Origin of the sequence: Pseudomonas sp. NPDC088885 (assembly GCF_044750025.1) — a bacterium.
Taxonomy (GTDB): Bacteria; Pseudomonadota; Gammaproteobacteria; order Pseudomonadales; family Pseudomonadaceae; genus Aquipseudomonas; species Aquipseudomonas rustica.
This window is the reverse complement of sequence record NZ_JBIVJB010000012.1, coordinates 67937-86714: the sequence shown is the minus strand read 5'-3', so window position 1 is coordinate 86714 and position 18778 is coordinate 67937. Positions and strand designations below refer to the sequence as shown.

At 60.2% G+C, this 18778-nt stretch carries 17 protein-coding genes; 7 read left to right on the top strand and 10 right to left on the bottom strand.

What is annotated here, in order from left to right:
* The first annotated feature begins 245 nt into the window (after positions 1-245).
* On the top strand, positions 246-716 hold the full coding sequence (locus tag ACIP1X_RS08930) for a DUF1289 domain-containing protein (protein ID WP_159814138.1): 471 nt from the start codon (positions 246-248) through the stop codon (positions 714-716).
* 86 nt (positions 717-802) lie between these two features.
* Here the strand turns inward: ACIP1X_RS08930 and ACIP1X_RS08925 are convergent, their stop codons facing one another.
* The gene (locus tag ACIP1X_RS08925; protein WP_053121342.1) at positions 803-1666 is read right to left on the bottom strand and encodes a universal stress protein; all 864 of its coding nucleotides are present in this window, start codon (positions 1664-1666) and stop codon (positions 803-805) included.
* A gap of 158 nt (positions 1667-1824) precedes the next feature.
* Between ACIP1X_RS08925 and ACIP1X_RS08920 the strand changes: the two genes are divergently transcribed.
* From ACIP1X_RS08920 to ACIP1X_RS08910, 3 genes are all read left to right on the top strand, one after another.
* Positions 1825-2433, top strand: a complete 609-nt coding sequence (locus ACIP1X_RS08920; RefSeq protein WP_400751215.1) for a tRNA-(ms[2]io[6]A)-hydroxylase — start codon at positions 1825-1827, stop codon at positions 2431-2433.
* Between the two features lie 181 nt (positions 2434-2614).
* Positions 2615-3322: a response regulator gene (locus tag ACIP1X_RS08915; protein WP_053121339.1), complete on the top strand. Its 708-nt coding sequence runs from the start codon at positions 2615-2617 to the stop codon at positions 3320-3322.
* Positions 3323-4609 (top strand): ATP-binding protein, encoded by a 1287-nt coding sequence (locus ACIP1X_RS08910; RefSeq protein ID WP_400751213.1) that lies wholly within the window; start codon positions 3323-3325, stop codon positions 4607-4609. It abuts the gene before it with no gap.
* Positions 4610-4874: 265 nt separating this feature from the next.
* Here the strand turns inward: ACIP1X_RS08910 and ACIP1X_RS08905 are convergent, their stop codons facing one another.
* Together ACIP1X_RS08905 and ACIP1X_RS08900 are read right to left on the bottom strand one after the other, a co-directional pair.
* Positions 4875-7082 carry a TonB-dependent siderophore receptor gene (locus tag ACIP1X_RS08905; RefSeq protein ID WP_400751210.1) on the bottom strand — a complete coding sequence of 736 codons (2208 nt, stop codon included), beginning with the start codon at positions 7080-7082 and terminating at the stop codon, positions 4875-4877.
* A gap of 280 nt (positions 7083-7362) precedes the next feature.
* A complete protein-coding gene (locus ACIP1X_RS08900) occupies positions 7363-7851 on the bottom strand; it encodes a GFA family protein (RefSeq protein WP_400751207.1) in 489 nt (162 codons plus the stop codon).
* Positions 7852-8104: 253 nt separating this feature from the next.
* On the opposite strand from ACIP1X_RS08900, the gene ACIP1X_RS08895 reads away from it, so the two are divergent.
* From ACIP1X_RS08895 to ACIP1X_RS08885, 3 genes are all read left to right on the top strand, one after another.
* Positions 8105-8989 (top strand): LysR substrate-binding domain-containing protein, encoded by an 885-nt coding sequence (locus tag ACIP1X_RS08895; RefSeq protein ID WP_159814128.1) that lies wholly within the window; start codon positions 8105-8107, stop codon positions 8987-8989.
* Positions 8990-9088: 99 nt separating this feature from the next.
* Positions 9089-10213 carry an agmatine deiminase gene (gene aguA, locus ACIP1X_RS08890; RefSeq protein WP_400751204.1) on the top strand — a complete coding sequence of 375 codons (1125 nt, stop codon included), beginning with the start codon at positions 9089-9091 and terminating at the stop codon, positions 10211-10213.
* Positions 10214-10215: 2 nt separating this feature from the next.
* Positions 10216-11313, top strand: a complete 1098-nt coding sequence (locus ACIP1X_RS08885; RefSeq protein WP_400751201.1) for an extracellular solute-binding protein — start codon at positions 10216-10218, stop codon at positions 11311-11313.
* 165 nt (positions 11314-11478) lie between these two features.
* Here ACIP1X_RS08885 and ACIP1X_RS08880 read toward each other — a convergent pair whose 3' ends face one another.
* The 7 genes from ACIP1X_RS08880 to ACIP1X_RS08850 all read right to left on the bottom strand — a co-directional run bounded on the left by ACIP1X_RS08880 (position 11479) and on the right by ACIP1X_RS08850 (position 18719).
* Positions 11479-11841, bottom strand: coding sequence for a Na+/H+ antiporter subunit G (locus ACIP1X_RS08880; RefSeq protein WP_053121325.1), 363 nt, complete (start codon positions 11839-11841; stop codon positions 11479-11481).
* Positions 11838-12116 (bottom strand): K+/H+ antiporter subunit F, encoded by a 279-nt coding sequence (locus ACIP1X_RS08875; protein WP_003225959.1) that lies wholly within the window; start codon positions 12114-12116, stop codon positions 11838-11840. Before ACIP1X_RS08875 ends, ACIP1X_RS08880 begins: the two co-directional genes overlap by 4 nt.
* Complete coding sequence (locus tag ACIP1X_RS08870) at positions 12113-12601, bottom strand: Na+/H+ antiporter subunit E (RefSeq protein ID WP_159814124.1); 489 nt, start codon at positions 12599-12601, stop codon at positions 12113-12115. Before ACIP1X_RS08870 ends, ACIP1X_RS08875 begins: the two co-directional genes overlap by 4 nt.
* Positions 12598-14277: a monovalent cation/H+ antiporter subunit D gene (locus tag ACIP1X_RS08865; protein WP_053121321.1), complete on the bottom strand. Its 1680-nt coding sequence runs from the start codon at positions 14275-14277 to the stop codon at positions 12598-12600. The genes ACIP1X_RS08870 and ACIP1X_RS08865 overlap by 4 nt, the downstream gene beginning before the upstream one ends.
* Entirely contained in the window at positions 14274-14618 is a 345-nt protein-coding gene (locus ACIP1X_RS08860) for a Na+/H+ antiporter subunit C (RefSeq protein WP_007910763.1), read from the bottom strand. Before ACIP1X_RS08860 ends, ACIP1X_RS08865 begins: the two co-directional genes overlap by 4 nt.
* A complete protein-coding gene (locus tag ACIP1X_RS08855; protein ID WP_053121319.1) occupies positions 14618-17536 on the bottom strand; it encodes a monovalent cation/H+ antiporter subunit A in 2919 nt (972 codons plus the stop codon). The genes ACIP1X_RS08860 and ACIP1X_RS08855 overlap by 1 nt, the downstream gene beginning before the upstream one ends.
* 247 nt (positions 17537-17783) lie before the next feature.
* Positions 17784-18719: a DMT family transporter gene (locus ACIP1X_RS08850; RefSeq protein ID WP_400751197.1), complete on the bottom strand. Its 936-nt coding sequence runs from the start codon at positions 18717-18719 to the stop codon at positions 17784-17786.
* Between the last annotated feature and the right edge of the window lie 59 nt (positions 18720-18778).

Below are 18778 nucleotides of genomic sequence, written 5' to 3'. Positions count from 1 at the left end.
GAGGGTTGGCGTTGGGCTTTTCCCCGCTGGAAAAACCCTTCGCCAACACCGCTCTGAAGGAACGACTGTGCTCGTGACGCTTTGAAAACAGCTTCTAACGGACATTGGCGCCTTAAAAGGCTGGCTGATTCTACGGCAAAAAAAATTTAAAGGTAAGTTCACCCCTGAACTTTGAGGGGTGATGAATGTTAGACAAAGGGCTAACATGCCGACCTGTTCCGCGTTTCAGTGCCTTTGCCTACTTTATGCCCAATCAGACCATCAAGACCCCCTGCGTCGGCCTCTGCTCCACTGTTTACGGTGATCTGGTGTGCCGTGGCTGCAAGCGTTTCCACCACGAAGTGATCCATTGGAATGGGTACAACGAGGAGGAAAAACGTGCGGTGTGGTTGCGGCTGGAGCAATTGCTGTCACAAGTGATGGCGGGCAAGGTCGAGATTTTCGATTCGGCGCGCCTGCGCGAGCAGCTCGAACAGCGCAAGATCCGCTTCGTGCCGCATCAATCGGAATATTGCTGGGCGTATCAGCTGATTGCCCGTGGGGCGCGGGTGATCATTAATCTCGACGCGTACGGGATGGTGCTGCTGCCGGAGTTTCGCGAGTGGAATCTGCCGGAATTGCGTGACGCCATTGATCGGGAATTCTTCCTGCTGTCGGAAGCGCATTATCAGCGCTACATCGCCCCCGGATTCCTCAAGGACGCCTTTGGCGCCTGAAGATCAAAAGATCGCAGCGTGCCGCAGCTCCTACATGGGAATGCGTCCTACCTGTAGGAGCTGCCGAAGGCTGCGATCTTTTGCACTTAATGCTTCACCGCCAGCTCCACCAAATGATCCTCAACCTCCTGCGGTTTGAGCACCAGCACATCACTCTCCAGCTCATCCAGCACCACTTCCGCCGTATTGCCGATCAGCGCCCCCGACAACCCGGTGCGCGCCACCGTGCCAATCACAGTCACCGCTGCCTGCAGCTTGTGCGCCATAAACGGAATCAACACATCCGCCGGGCCTTCTTCGATGTGCAGATGCTCGTCATCGATATCAAATTCCGCCTGAAACGCCCGGCATTGCTCGCGATAACGCGCTTCGATGGTTTCGCTCAGCTGGAACGTCGGATCCGCCGCCGACAGCATTGGTGATGGATGCGCCGCGATCACATGCAGATGCGCCTTGGCCAGGGCGGCGATGTCGTAGCCGTGATCAATGATCGTATTGTGCAAATGCCGGTGCTCGCCATCGGCATTGCCGACATCGACCGCCGCCAGAATCACTCGGTCTTTCCACGAGGTCGACGTTTTCACCAGCAGCACCGGGGTAGGGCAGTGGCGCAAGAGCTTCCAGTCCGCCGGAGTCAGCAGGGCTTTTTTCAGTGAGCTGTCCGGGAAATGCTGCTTGATCACCAGCCCGCAACCCTCGGCCTGCTGCACATCGATGATGGTTTCGTGCAAGCTCTCGTTCCACGCCTGTTCGGTGGTGGCGCTGTAACCGTCCGCCAGTAGCGCGGCTTTGAGCACGCCGAGCATGCCGGCGTGGTCGTGCTTCTTGTCGCAGACCAGCAGGTGCAGATGGGCCTGGGTCACGCCCGCGATCAACTTGGCGCGCTTGAGCGCCAGGCTTTCCGAATGTTCGGGTTCGATGACCACCAGAATGCTGCGAATGGCTTGCATGAGCGGAGTCTCCAGCAAAGAAAAGGCACGGCGTTGCACAACTATAGTTGCTGCCAGAACGTGCGCGACTTGATGCATATCAACGCCAGCCGCTGGTGGTCTGCGGACAGGCCGGTATAATCGGCGCCCTTCGCTCGAACACCTTTATCGTGAGCCCCATGATCCTTCCCGAAATCCACGAATTCCTTGGCTGCCGCACCCCCGACGCGTGGGTTCAGGCCGCACTGGCCGATCAGGAGACCCTGCTGATCGACCACAAGAACTGCGAGTTCAAGGCCGCCAGCACCGCGCTGAGCCTGATAGCCAAGTACCATTCCCACGTCGACCTGATCAACATGATGTCGCGTCTGGCCCGGGAAGAACTGGTGCACCACGAACAAGTCATGCGCCTGATGAAGCGTCGCAAGATCGAACTGCGCCAGTTGCACGCCGGCCGATACGCCTCGAGCCTGCGCAAAGTGGTGCGCAGTCATGAACCGGTGAAACTGGTGGATACGCTGGTGGTGGGCGCGTTTATCGAAGCGCGCAGTTGCGAGCGTTTTGAAGCGCTAGTGCCGCATCTTGATGAGGAACTCGGCAAGTTCTACTTTGGCCTGCTGAAAAGTGAGGCGCGGCATTTTCAGGGGTATCTGAAGCTGGCTTATCAGTACGGTGATGCCAAGGATGTTGAGCAAGTGATTGAGCGAGTTCGTGCTGCCGAGCAAGAGCTGATTGAATCGCCGGATGAAGAATTCCGCTTTCACAGTGGTGTGCCTGTCGCGGCATAACCCTGTAGGAGCACGGCTTGCCTGCGATAGCGATCTCAAGGACGCATTCGCTGGCAAGCCATGCTCCTACACAATCTGTTAAAAACTCTTAAGAGTATGAAACATCACCGATAACCGGCTTCCGCCCGAGAATGCCGCCATAATGTCGACCACTTCACACATGGGTTGGCAGACGGTCGTTATGGATAACCTGGGTTTCGGCAAAGTCCTTCTGGTGGAAGATGACGAGCGCCTCGCGGCGCTGATCGCTCACTTCCTCGAACAACACGGCTACGAAGTGCGCACGGTGCACCGTGGCGATCTGGCCGTGGCCGCTTTTCTCGAATTCAAACCGAAAGTGGTGGTGCTCGACCTGATGCTGCCGGGGCAGAGCGGTCTGCACGTGTGTCGCGAAATTCGCAGCGTGTCGGACACACCAATCGTCATTTTGACCGCCAAGGAAGACGACCTCGACCACATTCTCGGTCTGGAATCCGGTGCCGACGACTACGTAATCAAACCGATCAAACCGCCGGTGTTGCTCGCCCGTTTGCGCGCGTTGCAACGGCGTCAGGTGCCGGACAGCAGCGTGGTCAGTTCCCTGGAGTTTGGTCAGTTGAGCATCGACCGCAGTTGTCGCGAGGTGCGTCTGGCCGGTGAGATCATCGAAATGACCACCATGGAATTCGAACTGCTGTGGTTGCTCGCCAGCGCTGCCGGCAAGATTCTTTCCCGTGACGACATCCTCAACCGCATGCGCGGGATTGCCTTCGACGGGCTCAACCGCAGCGTCGATGTGTACATCAGCAAACTGCGCAACAAACTCAAAGACAATCCGCGCGAACCGGTGTGCATCAAGACCGTGTGGGGCAAGGGTTATCTGTTCAATCCGTTTGCCTGGGAGCTGTAGATGCTGCGCTTATTTCTCGGGTTGTTTCTGGTGATGACGGTGGGGCTGGTGCTGGCCCTGCAGACGGTCGAGCACACCTTCAACGCCTTGCTCGACAATCAGATGCAGGCCTACAACCGTGAAGCGGTGCGCGGGCAGGCGTGGTCGCTGGTCGAGCACATGCGCGATCAGCAAGGCGAAGCGCGCGAGCAACAGCTTGAGGCGCTGCGCCCGCATTATGGTCTGTCGCTGGGGCTGGTCGAGGCCGATCAGCTGAAACTGAGCGACAAAGAGAAAGCCGAACTTGCGCAGAATCTGTTGGTGACCCGCGACAACTACACGCAATTCATCAGCAACATTGACGGTGGTTCGCAACTGCTCAGCATCAAGCTGCCGCCCGAGCCGAGCCTGATGCCGTTCTACATCACGGCGGCGTACATGATGCTGGCGGTGCTGATCGGCATCGTGTTGTTCTTCTGGGTGCGCCCGCACTGGCGCGATCTGGAGAAGCTGCGGCTGGCCGCCGAGCGCTTTGGCGATAACGATTTGTCGGTGCGTATCCAATTGTCGAAGCGCTCGAACATTCGTGATCTGGCGGAACACTTCAACCTGATGGCCGCGCGCATCGAAGGCCTGATCGCCAATCAGCGCGAGCTGACCAACGCGGTGTCTCACGAACTGCGCACGCCGATTGCGCGGTTGTCGTTTGAGCTTGATCAACTGAAGCAGCAGCCGGACGCCAGCCAGAGCCGTGAGCTGATTGCCGACATGTACGCCGACCTTGGCGAGCTGGAGGAAATGGTCTCCGAGTTGCTGACTTACGCCAGCCTTGAACGCGGTGCGACGGTGATCAAACGCGAGAACATTCAGGCGACCAACTGGCTCGACAGCGTGGTCGGCAGCGTCGCGCTGGAGGCGGAAGCGGCGGGCGTGCAGTTGCTGATTGGTGAATGCCGGCTTGACACGGTGCGCATCGAACCACGGTTTATGGCGCGGGCGGTGATCAACCTGCTGCGCAACGCGATTCGTTATGCCGAGCAGAAAGTCGAAGTGACACTGGTGCGCACCGGGGATTATTACGAGGTGCGGGTCAACGACGATGGGCCGGGGGTTCCGCTGGAAGGGCGGGAGAAGATTTTCGAACCGTTCTCGCGGCTGGATGCCAGTCGGGATCGGCGCACGGGTGGATTTGGTTTGGGCCTGGCGCTGGTGCGGCGCGTGTCGCAATCACATGGCGGGCAGGTTGAAGTGGGGGAATCGGTTTGGGGTGGGGCGTCGTTTCGGATGACGTGGGCGCATCTGGATTGATTTGCGGTGGTGGTCAGAGCCTCTTCGCGAGCAAGCTCTGCTCCTACACCGATCTGTGGCGCTCACAAAACTTGTAGGAGCCGAGCTTGCTCGCGAAGGCGTCAGCCCAGTCAAAACAACTGTGACTGACCCACCGCTATCGCGAGCAGGCTCACTCCTACATGGGTTATCTGTCGTGTCCAAATATTGTAGGCACCACCAAACCCTGTAGGAGTGAGCCTGCTCGCGATGAGGCCAGCCCTGAAAAAACCAATTCAGCCCTGGATCAAAAATCCCACTTCGTCGTCAGCATCACATTCCGTGGCTCGCCGTAGAACGTGGTGTCGAAGTTGCCCAGCCCCGTCAGGTACTGTTTGTCGAACACGTTGTTGGCATTCACCGTGAAGCTCAGGTTTTCGTTGTACTGATAGCGCGTCATCAGGTCGACGAGGGTGTAGCCGCCTTGTTTGATGCGCGTGTAATCGCCGGCCGGGGCGCTGTATATGTTGCCGTAGAACGCGCTCTGCCAGCTCACGCCGCCGCCGACGGTGACCTTGTCCAGCGCGCCGGGCAGTCGATAGGTGGTGAAGGTGCGCACCACATGTTCCGGCTTGGTGGTCGACAGTGGGTACCCGTAAATGCGCTGCTCATCGGCATCTCGCGTGCGCGCGTAGGTGTAGCCGGCGGAGACGTTCCAGCCCTCGGCCAGTTCGCCGGCCAGTTCCAGTTCCACGCCTTGGGTGGTCGCGCCGTCGATGGATTTGTAGATGCCTTCGTTGGTCACCGGGTTGGTGCCGATCGATTCGGCGACGCCGTCCTGTTCGATGCGGAAAAACGCCAGCGCGGCATTCAATCGACCGTCGAAATACGCCGCTTTCAAGCCTGCCTCATAGCTGTCGCCTTCGACCGGGGCAAGGGTCGAACCGTTGATGTCCTTGTAGGTCTGCGGCTGGTAGATGCTGGTGTAACTGGCGTACAGCGAGTAGGTATCGTTGAGGTCGTAGACCAGCCCGGCGTAAGGCGTGACCACGCCGTGTTCCTTGTAGCTGGCGTGGGTATCGTCCAGCCCGGCGCCGGGGATGTAGCCGTAATCTTCGTTGTATTTGAAGGTGCTCAAGCGGCTGCCGAGGATCACCGACAGATCGTCGGTCGGGTGCAGGCGCGTGGCCAGGTACACGCCGTTCTGGCTTTGGGTGCGCTCGTATTTACCGTTCTTCGGGAATTGCTGTTTCGGCAGTTCACCGTTCCAGTCGTAAATGCTTCCCGGTACTTGCGCGAAGGCGCTGGTATCGTAGGTCGAACCGGTCTGGCGCGAGTGCGCGGTCATCACGCCGGCAATCAGCTCATGCTCGCGACCGCCCAAAGTGAACGGGCCGGAGACGTTGACGTCCGCAGTGTTCTGCACGCGATGACCTTCCCAGCGGCCCCAATACAAGAACATGCCTTCACCGGTGGCGCGATCCGGATTGCCACCGCTGGCCGAGGCGAGTTGCGTATCGTGATCGGTAGTTTTCTGGTCGAGGCTGACCTTGAATTTCCAGTCATTCGCCAGCGCCTGCTCCAGCGAGGCGAAGTAGGTGATGTTGTCGAAATCGCGGCGGCTCCAGTCGGCACCGGAGTTGAAATGACGCGGGAATTCGGTGCGGCCGCCATCGCTGAAGTACACCGGGTTGCCAGTCCAGGAACTGCCGCGCGGCGTGGTGCTGGATTTGTCGATGCCGAAGGTCAGCAGGGTGTCGTCGGTCAGGTCGGCTTCGAGGATGCCGTAGAACAGGTCTTTCTTCTGGCTGTAGTGATCGAGGTAGGAATTCTTGTCCGAATAGGCACCGACAAAACGCCCGCGCACGTTGCCCGAATCGGTCAGTGACCCGGAGATATCGCCGACGGTGCGATAGGCATCCCACGAACCGACGGTGCCGCTAATTGACGCTTTGAATTCCTTGGTCGGCTTCTTGCGGATCAGATTGACGGTGGCCGACGGATCGCCGTTACCGGTCATCAGGCCGGTCGCGCCTTTGATCACTTCGACGCGATCAATGCTCGCGGCGTCGTCTCCGTTGTTCGGGTTTTCGCCGTACACGCCGTCGTACGGAATGTTCACGCCGTCGTACTGGAAGTTAGTGATGGCGAAGCCGCGCGCGGAAAACTCAGTGCGGTCGCTGTCGTACTTTTGCGTGGAAATGCCGGGGGTGTTGCGCAGTGCATCACCGACGCTTTGCACGCCGCGATCGTCCATTTGCTGGCGGGTGATGACCGTGACCGATTGCGGTGTTTCGCGAATCGACAGCGGCAAGCCGGTGGCCGAGGACGTCGCGCCAGTGGTGTAGGAATGGGTGTCTTCGGTGACCGCACCGAGGCCTTGCGCGGAAATATTGGTGGCGCCCAGTTGCAGGGCTTCATCGGTTTTAGCGACGGTTTCAGCGGCGTGCGCGTGAAGGCTCAGCAGGGCCAGCGCCAACGGGCACAAGGCAAAACGAAAACGGACGTGCGACATGGAGATCCCTTTGCATCGAATCGATCGGTAGTTGAAGTGCTTCTGAGGGGTTAACCGAACGAGAACGGCAAAGGGGAACTGCGCGCACCAAAAAACTTATGGGCAGTGCGTTCCCTGTGGCGAGGGGATTTATCCCCGATGTGGTGCACAGCACCACCAAAACCTGCGCCCTCGGTACTTCTGAAGAACCGTGTACTCAGGTTTTACGACTGCTGCGCAGCCGGTCGGGGATAAATCCCCTCACCACAGGAAGATGTGGATGGATCAGGGATCGGTGTTTTCAGCAGGTCAGGTTGAGGCGTTCATGCCACTGCGCAATGGATTCTTCGGGGTAGACGCCGAACTGCTTGTCCTTGGCTTTGGCGTCGACTTCGACCCACGGCGCCTTCGAGCCGAGCATCAAGTGCGTGTGTTCCGGCGGTACCGGCAACGCGGTGTCGATGGCCGAGGCGAACGGGTGGATCAGCTCCGGCCACTCCGGGCTGAACAGCCACAAACCGCCGCCGCACAATGCGCAGAAATGCCGTTCGGCGGTGCTGCGGTGGGCGCGTTTTTCGCCTGGGTCTTTCATCTTCGCGTGGTAGATCGTGATGTTCTTGCGACCCTGTACCTTGAGCGTCGTCGCGTCGCCGCCGAGGTTGATCGCGTAACCGCCGCCGCCCTGGGTTTTGCGGCAGATCGAGCAGTAGCAGCGTTGATACGGGTAGGGGTGGGCGCTGGTCAGACTGAACGTGACCGCGCCGCAGTGGCAGGAGCCTTCGAGGTGCATGATGGGGGCCTCCGGTTGGCTGGGATGGTTCGGGTTAGCCTAGAAGAGTTGTGGTGAATGTGCCGCCGCCTTCGCGCGCAAGCCCGCTCCCACAATTTGAAATGCATTCCCCTGTAGGAGCTGCCGAAGGCTGCGATCTTTTGACTCTGGTTAGTCAAACAACATCAAAAGATCGCAGCCTGCGGCAGCTCCTACTGGACTGGCGCAGTCCGGCCGGTCAGCATGTCCGCCTAAAAACAGGGATCAACAACCCATGCGACGACTCCCCTCACTGGCCGCCCTGCGAACCTTCGAATGCGCCGCTCGTCACGCGCATTTCGGTCGCGCTGCTGCCGAACTGTGCGTCACCGACAGCGCCGTCAGCCACCAGATCCGCCAGCTCGAAGAACAACTCGGCGTCTCCCTGTTCATCCGCGAAGGCCGGCAAATCCGCCCGACCATCGCCGCTGGCCGCCTGATGCAAAGCCTGCAGCAAGCCTTCGAACTGATCGGCGACGCCTGCGATGAGTTGCGCGATCCATCCTCGCTGGCCGTGCTACGCCTGGCCGTGACCGCCGAACTTGCGCAAAAGTGGCTGATGAGCCGCCTCACCGATTTCTACGCGCGCTACCCGCACATCACGTTGCACCTCTACGAACAACCGATCGACGCCAGCGGCCCGGGCGAAGACATCGACCTCGCCATCACCTACGGCACCGGCCCGGTCGACAGCAGCGCTTACTTCGTTCGACCGTTGCCGGCGCTGCAGTTCTTCCCGGTGTGCAGCCCCGGCCTGTTCAACCAAGGCACGCTGAAGACGCCCAAGGATCTGGCCCGCCACTGTTTGCTGCACGATGATCAGGACGGTAAGACCTGGACCGCGTGGCTGACCAGCCATGCCGGCGATCAACGTCCGCAGCGTCAGTTGTATTTCGCTCACGCGGGGTTGGCGCTGGAAGCCGCGGCGCAAGGGCAGGGCGTGGCGATGGGCGACAACCTCACCGCGCAGGAAGATTTGCAGAGCGGGCGCCTGGTGCGGCCATTTACCTCCAGCATGACTGCGCTCGGCCAATACGCGCTGGTCTGTGAACGGGTGCGCATGGAGCGTCCGGCGGTGGCGCAGATGCTTGAATGGTTCAACGATCAGCTCGCTGATTGATGAGTTGAATTCAACTGTCCCGCAATATTCATCGTTGGCGTGCCCTCCGCCAACGCCCGTACCGTGTGGTCATTCCCATCGCGAAGACGAGGTTTGACCATGGCACGTTTGCTCGACTCCACCCCTAAACACGACGGCTTCCGTCTGCCCGGCGAATTCGAAAGCAAGTCCGGCTGCTGGCTCGGCTGGCCTGAGCGCACTGACGTCTGGCGCAACGCTGCCAAGCCTGCGCAGAAAGTCTGGGTGCAGATCGTTACCGCCATCTCCCACAGCGAACCGGTCACCGTTTGCGCCTCCGCTGCACAATTTGCCACGGCCCGTCGCCAGTTGCCGCCGCAAGTGCGCGTGGTCGAGATGACCTGCAACGACACCTGGTTCCGCGACAGCGGCCCGTGCTTTGTGGTCAACGATCAGAGTGGCGAAGTGCGCGGCGTCGATTTCGAATTCAACGCTTACGGCGGCCTCGACGGCGGCCTCTATTACCCGTGGGACAAAGACGATCAGATCGCCAGCAAAATCCTCGAAATCGAGCGCTTCGACCGCTATCGCGCGCCACTGATTGCCGAACTCGGCGGCATCCAGAGCGACGGTCAGGGCAGCATTCTCACCACCGAACAATGCTTGCTCAACCGCAATCGCAATCAGCATCTGGGCAAAGACGAAGTCACCCACCGACTCACCGATTACCTCGGCGCCGAACAAGTGATCTGGTTGCCACGCGGCTGCAAGTTCGATGAAACCGATGGCCACGTCGACGATCTCGCCTGCTTCGTCCGCCCCGGTGAAGTGGTGCTGCAATGGACCGACAATCGCGACGATCCGCAGTGGGAAATCTATCAAGAGGCCTACGACATTCTGCGCAGCACCCGCGACAGCCGTGGCCGTGAACTGATCGTGCACAAACTGCCGCAACCGGACGTACTCGAATGGACGGCCGAAGAAGCCGAAGGCCTGGATCAGCAGGACAGCACCCACACCCGTCAGGCCGGCACGAAAATCTGCGCGTCGTACATCAACTATTACGCCGGCAACAGCTCGATCGTGGTGCCGCTGTTTGGTGATCGCCAGGACAAAGTCGCGATGGCGACGCTGGCCGAACTGTTCCCGCAGCACAAGATCGTCGGCATTGAAAACTCCCGGGAAATTCTCCTTGGCGGCGGTAACGTGGCGTGCATCACCATGCCGCAATACGCCGGCACCCTTGACCATAAGAAGGGAGCGTGACCATGCGCCTGCACAAACTGACTCAAGCGTTATTGCTGGTGCTTGCACCCTTGTGTGTGCAGGCTGCCGACACCGCCAAACCGGTGGTTAATCTGTACATCTGGGGCGAGTATCTGGCCCCGGACACCTTAAAGAATTTCGAGGCGAAAACCGGCATCCATGTGGTTGCCGATCACTTCGATTCGCTGGAAACCGTCGAAACCAAACTGCTCACCGGGCGCAGTGGCTACGACTTGGTGCTCACCGCTGGGCAGCATCTGTCGCGAGCCATCGAAAGCGGTGCGATCCAGCCGCTGGACAAGGCGCGGGTGCCGCACTTTGCCGGCGTCGGGGAAGAGTTCCGTCAGCACATGGCGGTGTTCGATCCGGGCAATCGTTACGCGGGGATCTACGCGTGGGGCACCACGGGCGTGGGCTATCAGGAGGAGGCGGTCAAAAAGCGTTTGCCCGATGCGCCAGAAGACAGCTGGGCGATGCTGTTCGATCCGGCGGTGGTGTCGAAATTCGCCGACTGCGGAGTGAGCCTGCTCAATGATCCGAATGAAGTGTTTGCTGCGGTCATGAAATACATGGGCCTGGACATCAACCGGCAGAATCTCGATGACCTGAAATTCGCCGAGCAGCAATTGGCGAAGATTCGTCCGTATATTCGCTACTACGACAATGACCTGAACATCAGCGATCTGGCCAACGGCAACACTTGCGTGGCGATGTCGTGGAACGGCAACGTGGCGATTGCCGCTGGGCAGGCGGAGGCGGCGAACAAGCCGTTCAAGCTCAGTTACCGGATTCCGAAAGAAGGCACCTTGATCTGGTTTGACGCGATGGTGATCCCCAAGGATGCACCGCATCCCGAAGCCGGGCTGGCGTTGATGGATTATCTGATGACACCTGAGGTGATGGCGCCAATTACTGACACCATCCATTACGCCAATGCGATCACGGCGGCGGATGGTTTGGTGGATGCATCGATTCGCAATGATCCGGGGACGTATCCCTCGGCTGAAGTGCGGACTACGTTGTATAGCAAGAATGACAATGGCAAGGCGTTTAACCGGGCGTTGATTCGGGCGTTTAGCCGGTTGAAGTCAGGGCTCTGAGATTTGTGTTGGATGTCCCGACGCCTTCGCGAGCAAGCCCGCTCCCACAGGGGAATGCATTCCAAAGCTGATGTTGTGTGCAGTTGGCTCAATCTCACAGGGGAATGCATTTCAAATGTGGGAGCGGGCTTGCTCGCGAAGGGGCCAGCCCAGACAACAAAAAACTCAGCTTCCACCCTCAGTCCGCCGACTACTCACCTCGGCCGGCACATCATCCCCCGCCATACGCTTGCGAAACAACGCCGCCCGCGCCAGCAGCAACGTGGTCACCGGCACCGTGATCGCCAGCAAAATCGGGATCAACCACGCGTGCAGCACCGGGCCCGATTTCAGCGCCGAGAAGCAAATAATCGAAGCCAGCGCCACACACCACGCGCCCAACGTCGAAGCCAGTGCCGGTGGGTGCATGCGCTGAAAATAATCCTTCATCCGCAGCAATCCGGTCGCACCAATTAGCGCAAACACACCGCTGAGCACCAGCAGGATCGCCACCGGAATCTCGACCCAAAGAGACAATTCAGCATTCATTCGATCACCTCGCCACGCAGCAGGAATTTCGCCAGGGCAAACGAGCCGACGAAGCCGAACAGCGCGATCAGCAGCGCCGCTTCGAAATACGTGTCACTGGAATAGCGAATGCCCAGCGTCAGCATCATCAGCATCGCGACGATGTACAGGTAATCCAGCGCCAGTACCCGATCCTGCGCCGAGGGGCCTTTGAACAGGCGAATCAGCGTCAGCACCATGGCCAGCGAAAACAGGAACAGCGTCAACAAAATCGCGTTCGACAGTAATGGGCTCATTCGAAGATCTCCATCAACGGCCGCTCGTACGTGGTTTTGAAGTGCTCGATGAATTGCACCTCGTCATCCAGATCCCAAACGTGCAGCAACAGAATGCTGCGATCCAGCGCCAGTTCCGACCACACCGTGCCGGGCACCACGGTGCAGATTGCCGCGAGCGCAGCCAGACCGTTGGCGTCGCGCAGATCCAGCGGCACTTTGATAAACCCGGAGCGAGGTGGGCGGCCCCCGGCGTTGAGTACGCCCCAGGCCACGATCAGGTTGGAAGCCACCACGTCGCGTCCTACCACCAATAGCAGGCGCAGAATTGTCAGCGGACGACGAATGCGCACCTGCTTTGGCCGTAATTTGCGCATCATCAGCGGTGCGCAAAAACCGAGGATCGCACCGATCAGCAGATTGCCCGGGCTGACCGACAGGTTCAGCACCAGCCATAGCAGCCACAGCGCCAGCGACAGCAACGGTGCAGGAAAGATACGCTTCATGGCTGCACCTCCAGCATCGCCGCTTTGGCTTCCGGACTTGGTACGGCGCGGGTGCCCAGCACCGCCATCACGTACTGCTGCGGATTGTTCAGCGCATCGGCGGTGGCCTGGGTGAAACGCATCAGCGGCTCAGCCTTAAAGGTGAGGACGATGCTCAAACCCAGCAGCAGGAAAATCGGCGCGCATTCGAGTTTGCGCAGCAGCGGCGAAGGTCGTTCCTCAGGCGTCCAGAAACGCTGAATACCCAAGCGCGAGAACGCCATCAACGAGCCCAGCCCAGAAAGAATCAGCAATGCCAGCAATGCCCATGCGGCCATCGAAATCGGCTCTCCGGCACCCAGTCCCAACGGATTGAGCAGGGCGCTGATCAGGTTGAGTTTGCCGATAAACCCGGACAGCGGCGGCATGCCGATGATCAGCAGGGCGCAGGCGATGAAGCTCAAGCCGAGAAACGCCATCGTCCACGGGATGACCTGGCCGACCACGGCTTTTTGCTCGTCGTCGAGGTTGATGCCTTTGGGCGGTTGCAAGGATTCTTGCGGGCGCGGCAGCATGTCGCTTTCGTCTTCCAGCGGGATTTCGTTGGCCGAGCGCGAACGTTCGATCAACTCTGCCAGCATGAACAGTGCGCTCAAGGCCAGCGTCGAGCTGACCAGATAAAACAGCGCCGCGCCGATCAGGTTCGGCTGAGCGAAACCGACCGCCGACAATAGAATCCCTGCCGACACCAGAATGCTCAGGCTGGCCATGCGCTCCAGACGTTGCGCCGCGACAATCGCCAGCGCGGCGCAGGCGATGGTCACCATGCCGCCGTAGATCAGCCATTCGCCGCCGAAGTACGCCGAAGCACCGGCCTGCCCGGAGAACAGCAGCGTCCACAGACGCAGCAGGGTATAAACGCCGACCTTGGTCATGATCGCGAACATCGCCGCGACCGGCGCACTGGCCGAGGAATAGGCCGGCACCAGCCAGAAGTTCAGCGGCCACATGCCGGCCTTGGCCAGAAACGCGACAGCGAGAATGCCCGCGCCCGCATGCAGCAAGCCACGGTCGGCTTCCGGCACCAGCGGAATTTTCAGCGCCAGATCCGCCATGTTCAGCGTGCCGGTGACGCCGTAAATCAGCGCCGCGCCGATCAGGAACAGCGACGAGGCCAACAGGTTGATCGAGATGTAATGCAGCCCTGACGACACCCGCGCCCGACCCGAGCCGTGCAGCAAGAGGCCATAAGACGCGGCGAGCAAGACTTCGAAGAACACGAAGAGGTTGAACAGATCCGCCGTGAGGAACGCGCCGTACAGGCCCATCAACTGAATCTGGAACAGCGCGTGGAAACTCGAACCGGCGCCGTCCCAACGCGCCATCGCGAAGAGCAGGGCGCTGACGCCGATAATACCGGTCAGCACCAGCATCAGCGCCGACAGTCGATCGACCACCAGGACTATGCCGAACGGTGCCTGCCAGTTGCCCGGCAGGTACACACCGATGGAGCCGGGCACGCCGGTGGTTTGCGTCCATTGCAGCAGCATCACCGAAATGAACAATCCGACGAGGCTGGAGAACAGGTTGATTTTCGCCTTCAGCGGCCGGTGCCGCTCGCCGAGCATCAACATGATGGCGGCGGTCAGCAGCGGCAGCAGAATCGGTGCGGCGATCAGGTGAGTCATCGCCATCATTCTTTAGGCTCCCGGCCATCAACGTGGTCAGTGCCGGTCAAGCCGCGCGAAGCGAGCAGAACGACGAGGAACAGCGCGGTCATGGCGAAGCTGATAACGATTGCTGTCAGCACCAGCGCCTGTGGCAGCGGGTCGGTGTAGTGCAGCAAATCCTGAGTCACACCGTCCTTGATCACCGGCTCCTTGCCAATGAACAGGCTGCCCATGCTGAAGATGAACAGGTTGACGCCGTAGGACAGCAGGCACAGGCCCATAACCACCTGGAACGTCCGTGGCCGCAGGATCAACCAGACGCCGGACGCGGCGAGGACGCCGATGGCGATTGCGATGACTTCTTCCATCAGACGGCTCCTTTGCTGGCGACGGATTTGGGCAGCGATGCGGTCTTGTGACCCCGCACCGATTGGTGGGCGAGGGCGGTGAGGATCAATAGCGTCGACCCAACCACCACGCCGTATACGCCGACGTCGAAAAACAGCGCGCTGGCGATATGAATGTCACCCAGCACCGGCAAGCTGAAATGCCAGGTGTGCGTGGTCAGGAACGGATAGCCGACCAGCATCGCCCCCAAACCGGTGACGGTGGCGAACAGCAAACCGGTGCCCATCCAGCGCAACGGTCGCAGGCTCATTTGCGCCTCGACCCACTGCGTGCCGGCGACCATGTATTGCAGGATGAACGCCACCGACATCACCAGACCGGCAACAAAACCGCCGCCTGGCTGATTGTGCCCGCGCATGAACAGGTAGAACGACACCACCAGCGCAATCGGCAGCAGCAGGCGTACCAGCACCGCCGGCACCATCATGAAACCGAGCGCGGTGTCGCTGGCCGAACGCGGGTTGACCAGATCGGTGACCACGTCGGGTGCCAGCAGGCGTTGCTGAGCCGGCAACTGCATACTTTCTTTCGGTGGGCGGAAGCGGCGCAGCAGGGCGAACACGGTCAGCGCCACGGCGACCAGCACGGTGATTTCACCGAGGGTGTCGAAACCACGGAAATCCACCAGCATCACGTTGACCACGTTGCTGCCACCGCCCTCGGGCATGGCCCGGCTGAGGTAGAACGAGGAAATGTCATTCGGCGTTTGTCGCGTGAGCATCGCGTAGGACAGCAGCGCCATGCCGCCGCCGACGGCAATCGATAGCAACAAGTCGCGCAGACGACGAATGCGGGCCTTGCGCAGGGTGCTTGGCAACGGCGACACCTCTTCGATCCGTCGTGGCAGCCAGCGCAGGCCAAGCAGGATCAGCACCGTGGTGACCACTTCAACAGCCAGTTGCGTCAGCGCCAGATCCGGTGCGGAGAACCAGACGAAGGTCACACAGGTCATCAGGCCGCAAACGCTGACCATGGTCAGGGCGGCGAGACGGTGATACTTGGCCTGCCAAGCGGCACCGAGGGCACAGGCGATCGCCAGCAACCACAGGGTCACGAAGACGATGGAGCCGGGGATCTTCGGCCGGTCGCCCCAGCTCAGCGTGCTGTGCAGCATCGGGATCAGACCGGCGAGCACCGCGGCCAGCACCATCAGGAACAATTGCATCTGCAGACGCTTGGTGCCCAGACGTCGCTCGACGCGCCGGGCCATGCGCATCATCACTACCAGGCTGCGTTCGAACAGGCGCTTGCCGTTGAAGCGTCCCACCAGTGGCGGGTACTTGAAGCGGCCAAGTTTGAACTGCTTGCGCAGCAGCAGGTACAGAACGATGCCGCCGGACATTGCGATCAGGCTCATGATCATCGGCGCATTCAGGCCATGCCAGATCGCCAGGCTGTATTCCGGCAGCACGCCGCCGACCACGGGCAGCGCCGCAGCGGCGAGGAGCGGGCCGACGATTTGCGCCGGGAAAATCCCCACCAGCAGGCAAGTGAAGACCAGCAATTCAACCGGCGCGCGCATCCAGCGCGGCGGTTCGTGCGGGGTGTGCGGCAGGTCGGTGGCCGGCGGGCCGAAGAACACATCAACGGTGAAGCGCAGTGAGTAAGCGACGCTGAACATGCCGGCGATGGTCGCGACAATCGGCAACGACATTTCTACCCAGGCCGTGGCGTTGATGAACACGGTTTCGGCGAAGAACATCTCTTTCGACAGGAAGCCGTTGAGCAACGGCACGCCCGCCATCGAGGCGCTGGCAACCATAGCCAGGGTCGCGGTGTAGGGAATCAGTTTGATCAGGCCGCTGAGTTTGCGGATGTCACGGGTGCCACTTTCGTGGTCGATGATGCCCGCGGCCATGAACAGCGAGGCCTTGAACGTGGCGTGGTTGAGAATGTGGAACACCGCCGCGACGGCGGCCAGCGGACTGTTCAAGCCCAGCAGCAAGGTAATGAGACCGAGGTGGCTGATGGTCGAGTAGGCCAGCAAGCCCTTGAGATCGTTCTGGAACATCGCGCAATACGCGCCGAGCAGCAGCGTACAGGCACCGGCGCCGCTGACGATGTAGAACCATTCTTCGCTGCCGGACAGCGACGGCCACAGGCGCGCCAGCAGGAAGACCCCGGCCTTGACCATGGTCGCCGAGTGCAGATAAGCAGAAACCGGGGTCGGCGCCGCCATCGCGTGGGGCAGCCAGAAGTGGAACGGGAACTGCGCACTTTTGCTGAGTGCGCCGATAAGGATGAGGGGCAGGAGGATAGGGTAGAGGGCGTGTGCGCGAATCAGATCGCCGGCGGCCAGGACCTTGTCGAGGTCATAGCTGCCAACGACATGGCCGAGAATCATGACCCCCGCCAGCAGGCATAACCCGCCGGCACCGGTGACCATCAACGCCATGTAGGCGCCACGTCGGGCGTCGGCGCGGTGGTGCCAATAGCCGATCAGCAGGAACGAGAAGAGGCTGGTCAGCTCCCAGAAAAATACGATCTGGATCAGGTTGCCCGAGATCACCAAGCCGAGCATGGCGCCCATGAACGCCAGGAAAAACGCGAAGAAGCGCGGCACCGGGTCATCCGGCGACATGTAATAACGGGCATATAAAGAAACAAGTGTGCCGATGCCGAGCACCAGCATCGAGAACAGCCAGGCGAAGCCGTCCATGCGCAGAACGAAGTTCAGACCGAGGCTGGGCAGCCACATGAACTCTTCGCGAATGACGCCGCCGTGGGCGATTTGCGGGTACAGCATCGCGACCTGGACGGTACCGATCAGAGCGACCAGACCTGCCAACAGGGATTCGGTGTTACGCGCGTTGTGTGGCAGCACCGCTGCCAGACAGCTGCCAATGAATGGCAGAAGCAGTAGAACTATCAGGGACATAGGCTTCTAATCTGCGGAAGTTTGTGAAGCATCATACGTGCCAGCTCCCCGATCACCAAACGCCAGGATGTCTCAGAATCCTACAAAGTAGTCTGAATATTTCGGTTTGGCATTGTTTCGGGAGGGTGGATGTTGTGGCTGCTGGCCCTTTCGCGAGCAAGCCCGCTCCCACATTTTGAAATACATTCCAATGTGGGAGCGGGCTTGCTCGCGAAAGCGAAGGTTCAGACGCTAAAAATATTGATGATCAACCCTGAGTTTCCCGCTCCAGCTCAGCTTCTACTTCGACAACCTTACCCTTGCTCTTCAACTCACTGACAATCACCGCCGCGACAATCAAACCAGCCCCGACCAGCGCAATCGCCGGTAACCGCTCGCCAGCAATCCGCCCGACGATCCCGGCCCACACCGGCTCACCGGCATAGATCAAGGTCGCCCGCGTCGGCGAAACGCTCTTCTGCGCCCAGTTCATCGCCACCTGAATTGCCGCACTCGCAGCGCCCAGGCCCAATGCAGTCACCAGCAACGTCCAGGAAAACTCCGGGATCAATTCGCCCGTGGGCACCACCAGCAGGAACGACAGCACCGACGTCGTCGCCAGTTGCACCACCGTCACCCGGCGCACATCCACCTGCCCCGCGTAAGTGCTAATCAAAATAATCTCGGCGGCAATCGCGATGGCGCTGATCAGTGTGGCAATTTCACCCGGACTGAAATTCAACGAAGCCCCCGACGGCCCCGACAACAACATCAAACCGGTGAACGCCAGCATGATGCCAATGCTCGGCATCAACCCTGGCCGCCGTCCCAGCACCAGCCATTGCAGCAGCGGCACGAACGGCACGTACAACGCGGTAATGAACGCCGACTGGCTGCTCGGGATCGTTTGCAAGCCAACCGTTTGCAGGCCGTAACCGAGCATGATCGCCACGCCAATAAAGGCGCCGGCCTTGAGTTCAAACAGGGTCAAGTCGCGCAGGTGCCGCCACGAGAACAACGCAACGATGCACGCCGCTGCGGCAAATCGCAGGCCGACAAAGAACATCGGGCCGCTGACGGTCATTGCGTGCTGCACGAGCAAAAAGGTGCCGCCCCAGATCATGGTAATCAGCACCAGCACGCACTCGGCCTTGCTGAATCTGGAGAAGCGGAGGGAAGTGGGGGAGCTGTTCAACGACGTCATGACCTTGCGCAGTATAAAAGGCAGGACGCACAATGCGCCCAACGTTGCGCAGTATACTG

What these genes read in the sequence shown, in the direction of transcription:
- ACIP1X_RS08930 (WP_159814138.1), top strand. Translation starts at nt 246, where the DNA reads ATGCCCAATCAGACCATCAAGACCCCCTGCGTCGGCCTCTGCTCCACT.
- ACIP1X_RS08925 (WP_053121342.1), bottom strand. Translation starts at nt 1,666, where the DNA reads ATGCAAGCCATTCGCAGCATTCTGGTGGTCATCGAACCCGAACATTCG.
- ACIP1X_RS08920 (WP_400751215.1), top strand. Translation starts at nt 1,825, where the DNA reads ATGATCCTTCCCGAAATCCACGAATTCCTTGGCTGCCGCACCCCCGAC.
- ACIP1X_RS08915 (WP_053121339.1), top strand. Translation starts at nt 2,615, where the DNA reads ATGGATAACCTGGGTTTCGGCAAAGTCCTTCTGGTGGAAGATGACGAG.
- ACIP1X_RS08910 (WP_400751213.1), top strand. Translation starts at nt 3,323, where the DNA reads ATGCTGCGCTTATTTCTCGGGTTGTTTCTGGTGATGACGGTGGGGCTG.
- ACIP1X_RS08905 (WP_400751210.1), bottom strand. Translation starts at nt 7,082, where the DNA reads ATGTCGCACGTCCGTTTTCGTTTTGCCTTGTGCCCGTTGGCGCTGGCC.
- ACIP1X_RS08900 (WP_400751207.1), bottom strand. Translation starts at nt 7,851, where the DNA reads ATGCACCTCGAAGGCTCCTGCCACTGCGGCGCGGTCACGTTCAGTCTG.
- ACIP1X_RS08895 (WP_159814128.1), top strand. Translation starts at nt 8,105, where the DNA reads ATGCGACGACTCCCCTCACTGGCCGCCCTGCGAACCTTCGAATGCGCC.
- aguA (WP_400751204.1), top strand. Translation starts at nt 9,089, where the DNA reads ATGGCACGTTTGCTCGACTCCACCCCTAAACACGACGGCTTCCGTCTG.
- ACIP1X_RS08885 (WP_400751201.1), top strand. Translation starts at nt 10,216, where the DNA reads ATGCGCCTGCACAAACTGACTCAAGCGTTATTGCTGGTGCTTGCACCC.
- ACIP1X_RS08880 (WP_053121325.1), bottom strand. Translation starts at nt 11,841, where the DNA reads ATGAATGCTGAATTGTCTCTTTGGGTCGAGATTCCGGTGGCGATCCTG.
- ACIP1X_RS08875 (WP_003225959.1), bottom strand. Translation starts at nt 12,116, where the DNA reads ATGAGCCCATTACTGTCGAACGCGATTTTGTTGACGCTGTTCCTGTTT.
- ACIP1X_RS08870 (WP_159814124.1), bottom strand. Translation starts at nt 12,601, where the DNA reads ATGAAGCGTATCTTTCCTGCACCGTTGCTGTCGCTGGCGCTGTGGCTG.
- ACIP1X_RS08865 (WP_053121321.1), bottom strand. Translation starts at nt 14,277, where the DNA reads ATGATGGCGATGACTCACCTGATCGCCGCACCGATTCTGCTGCCGCTG.
- ACIP1X_RS08860 (WP_007910763.1), bottom strand. Translation starts at nt 14,618, where the DNA reads ATGGAAGAAGTCATCGCAATCGCCATCGGCGTCCTCGCCGCGTCCGGC.
- ACIP1X_RS08855 (WP_053121319.1), bottom strand. Translation starts at nt 17,536, where the DNA reads ATGTCCCTGATAGTTCTACTGCTTCTGCCATTCATTGGCAGCTGTCTG.
- ACIP1X_RS08850 (WP_400751197.1), bottom strand. Translation starts at nt 18,719, where the DNA reads ATGACGTCGTTGAACAGCTCCCCCACTTCCCTCCGCTTCTCCAGATTC.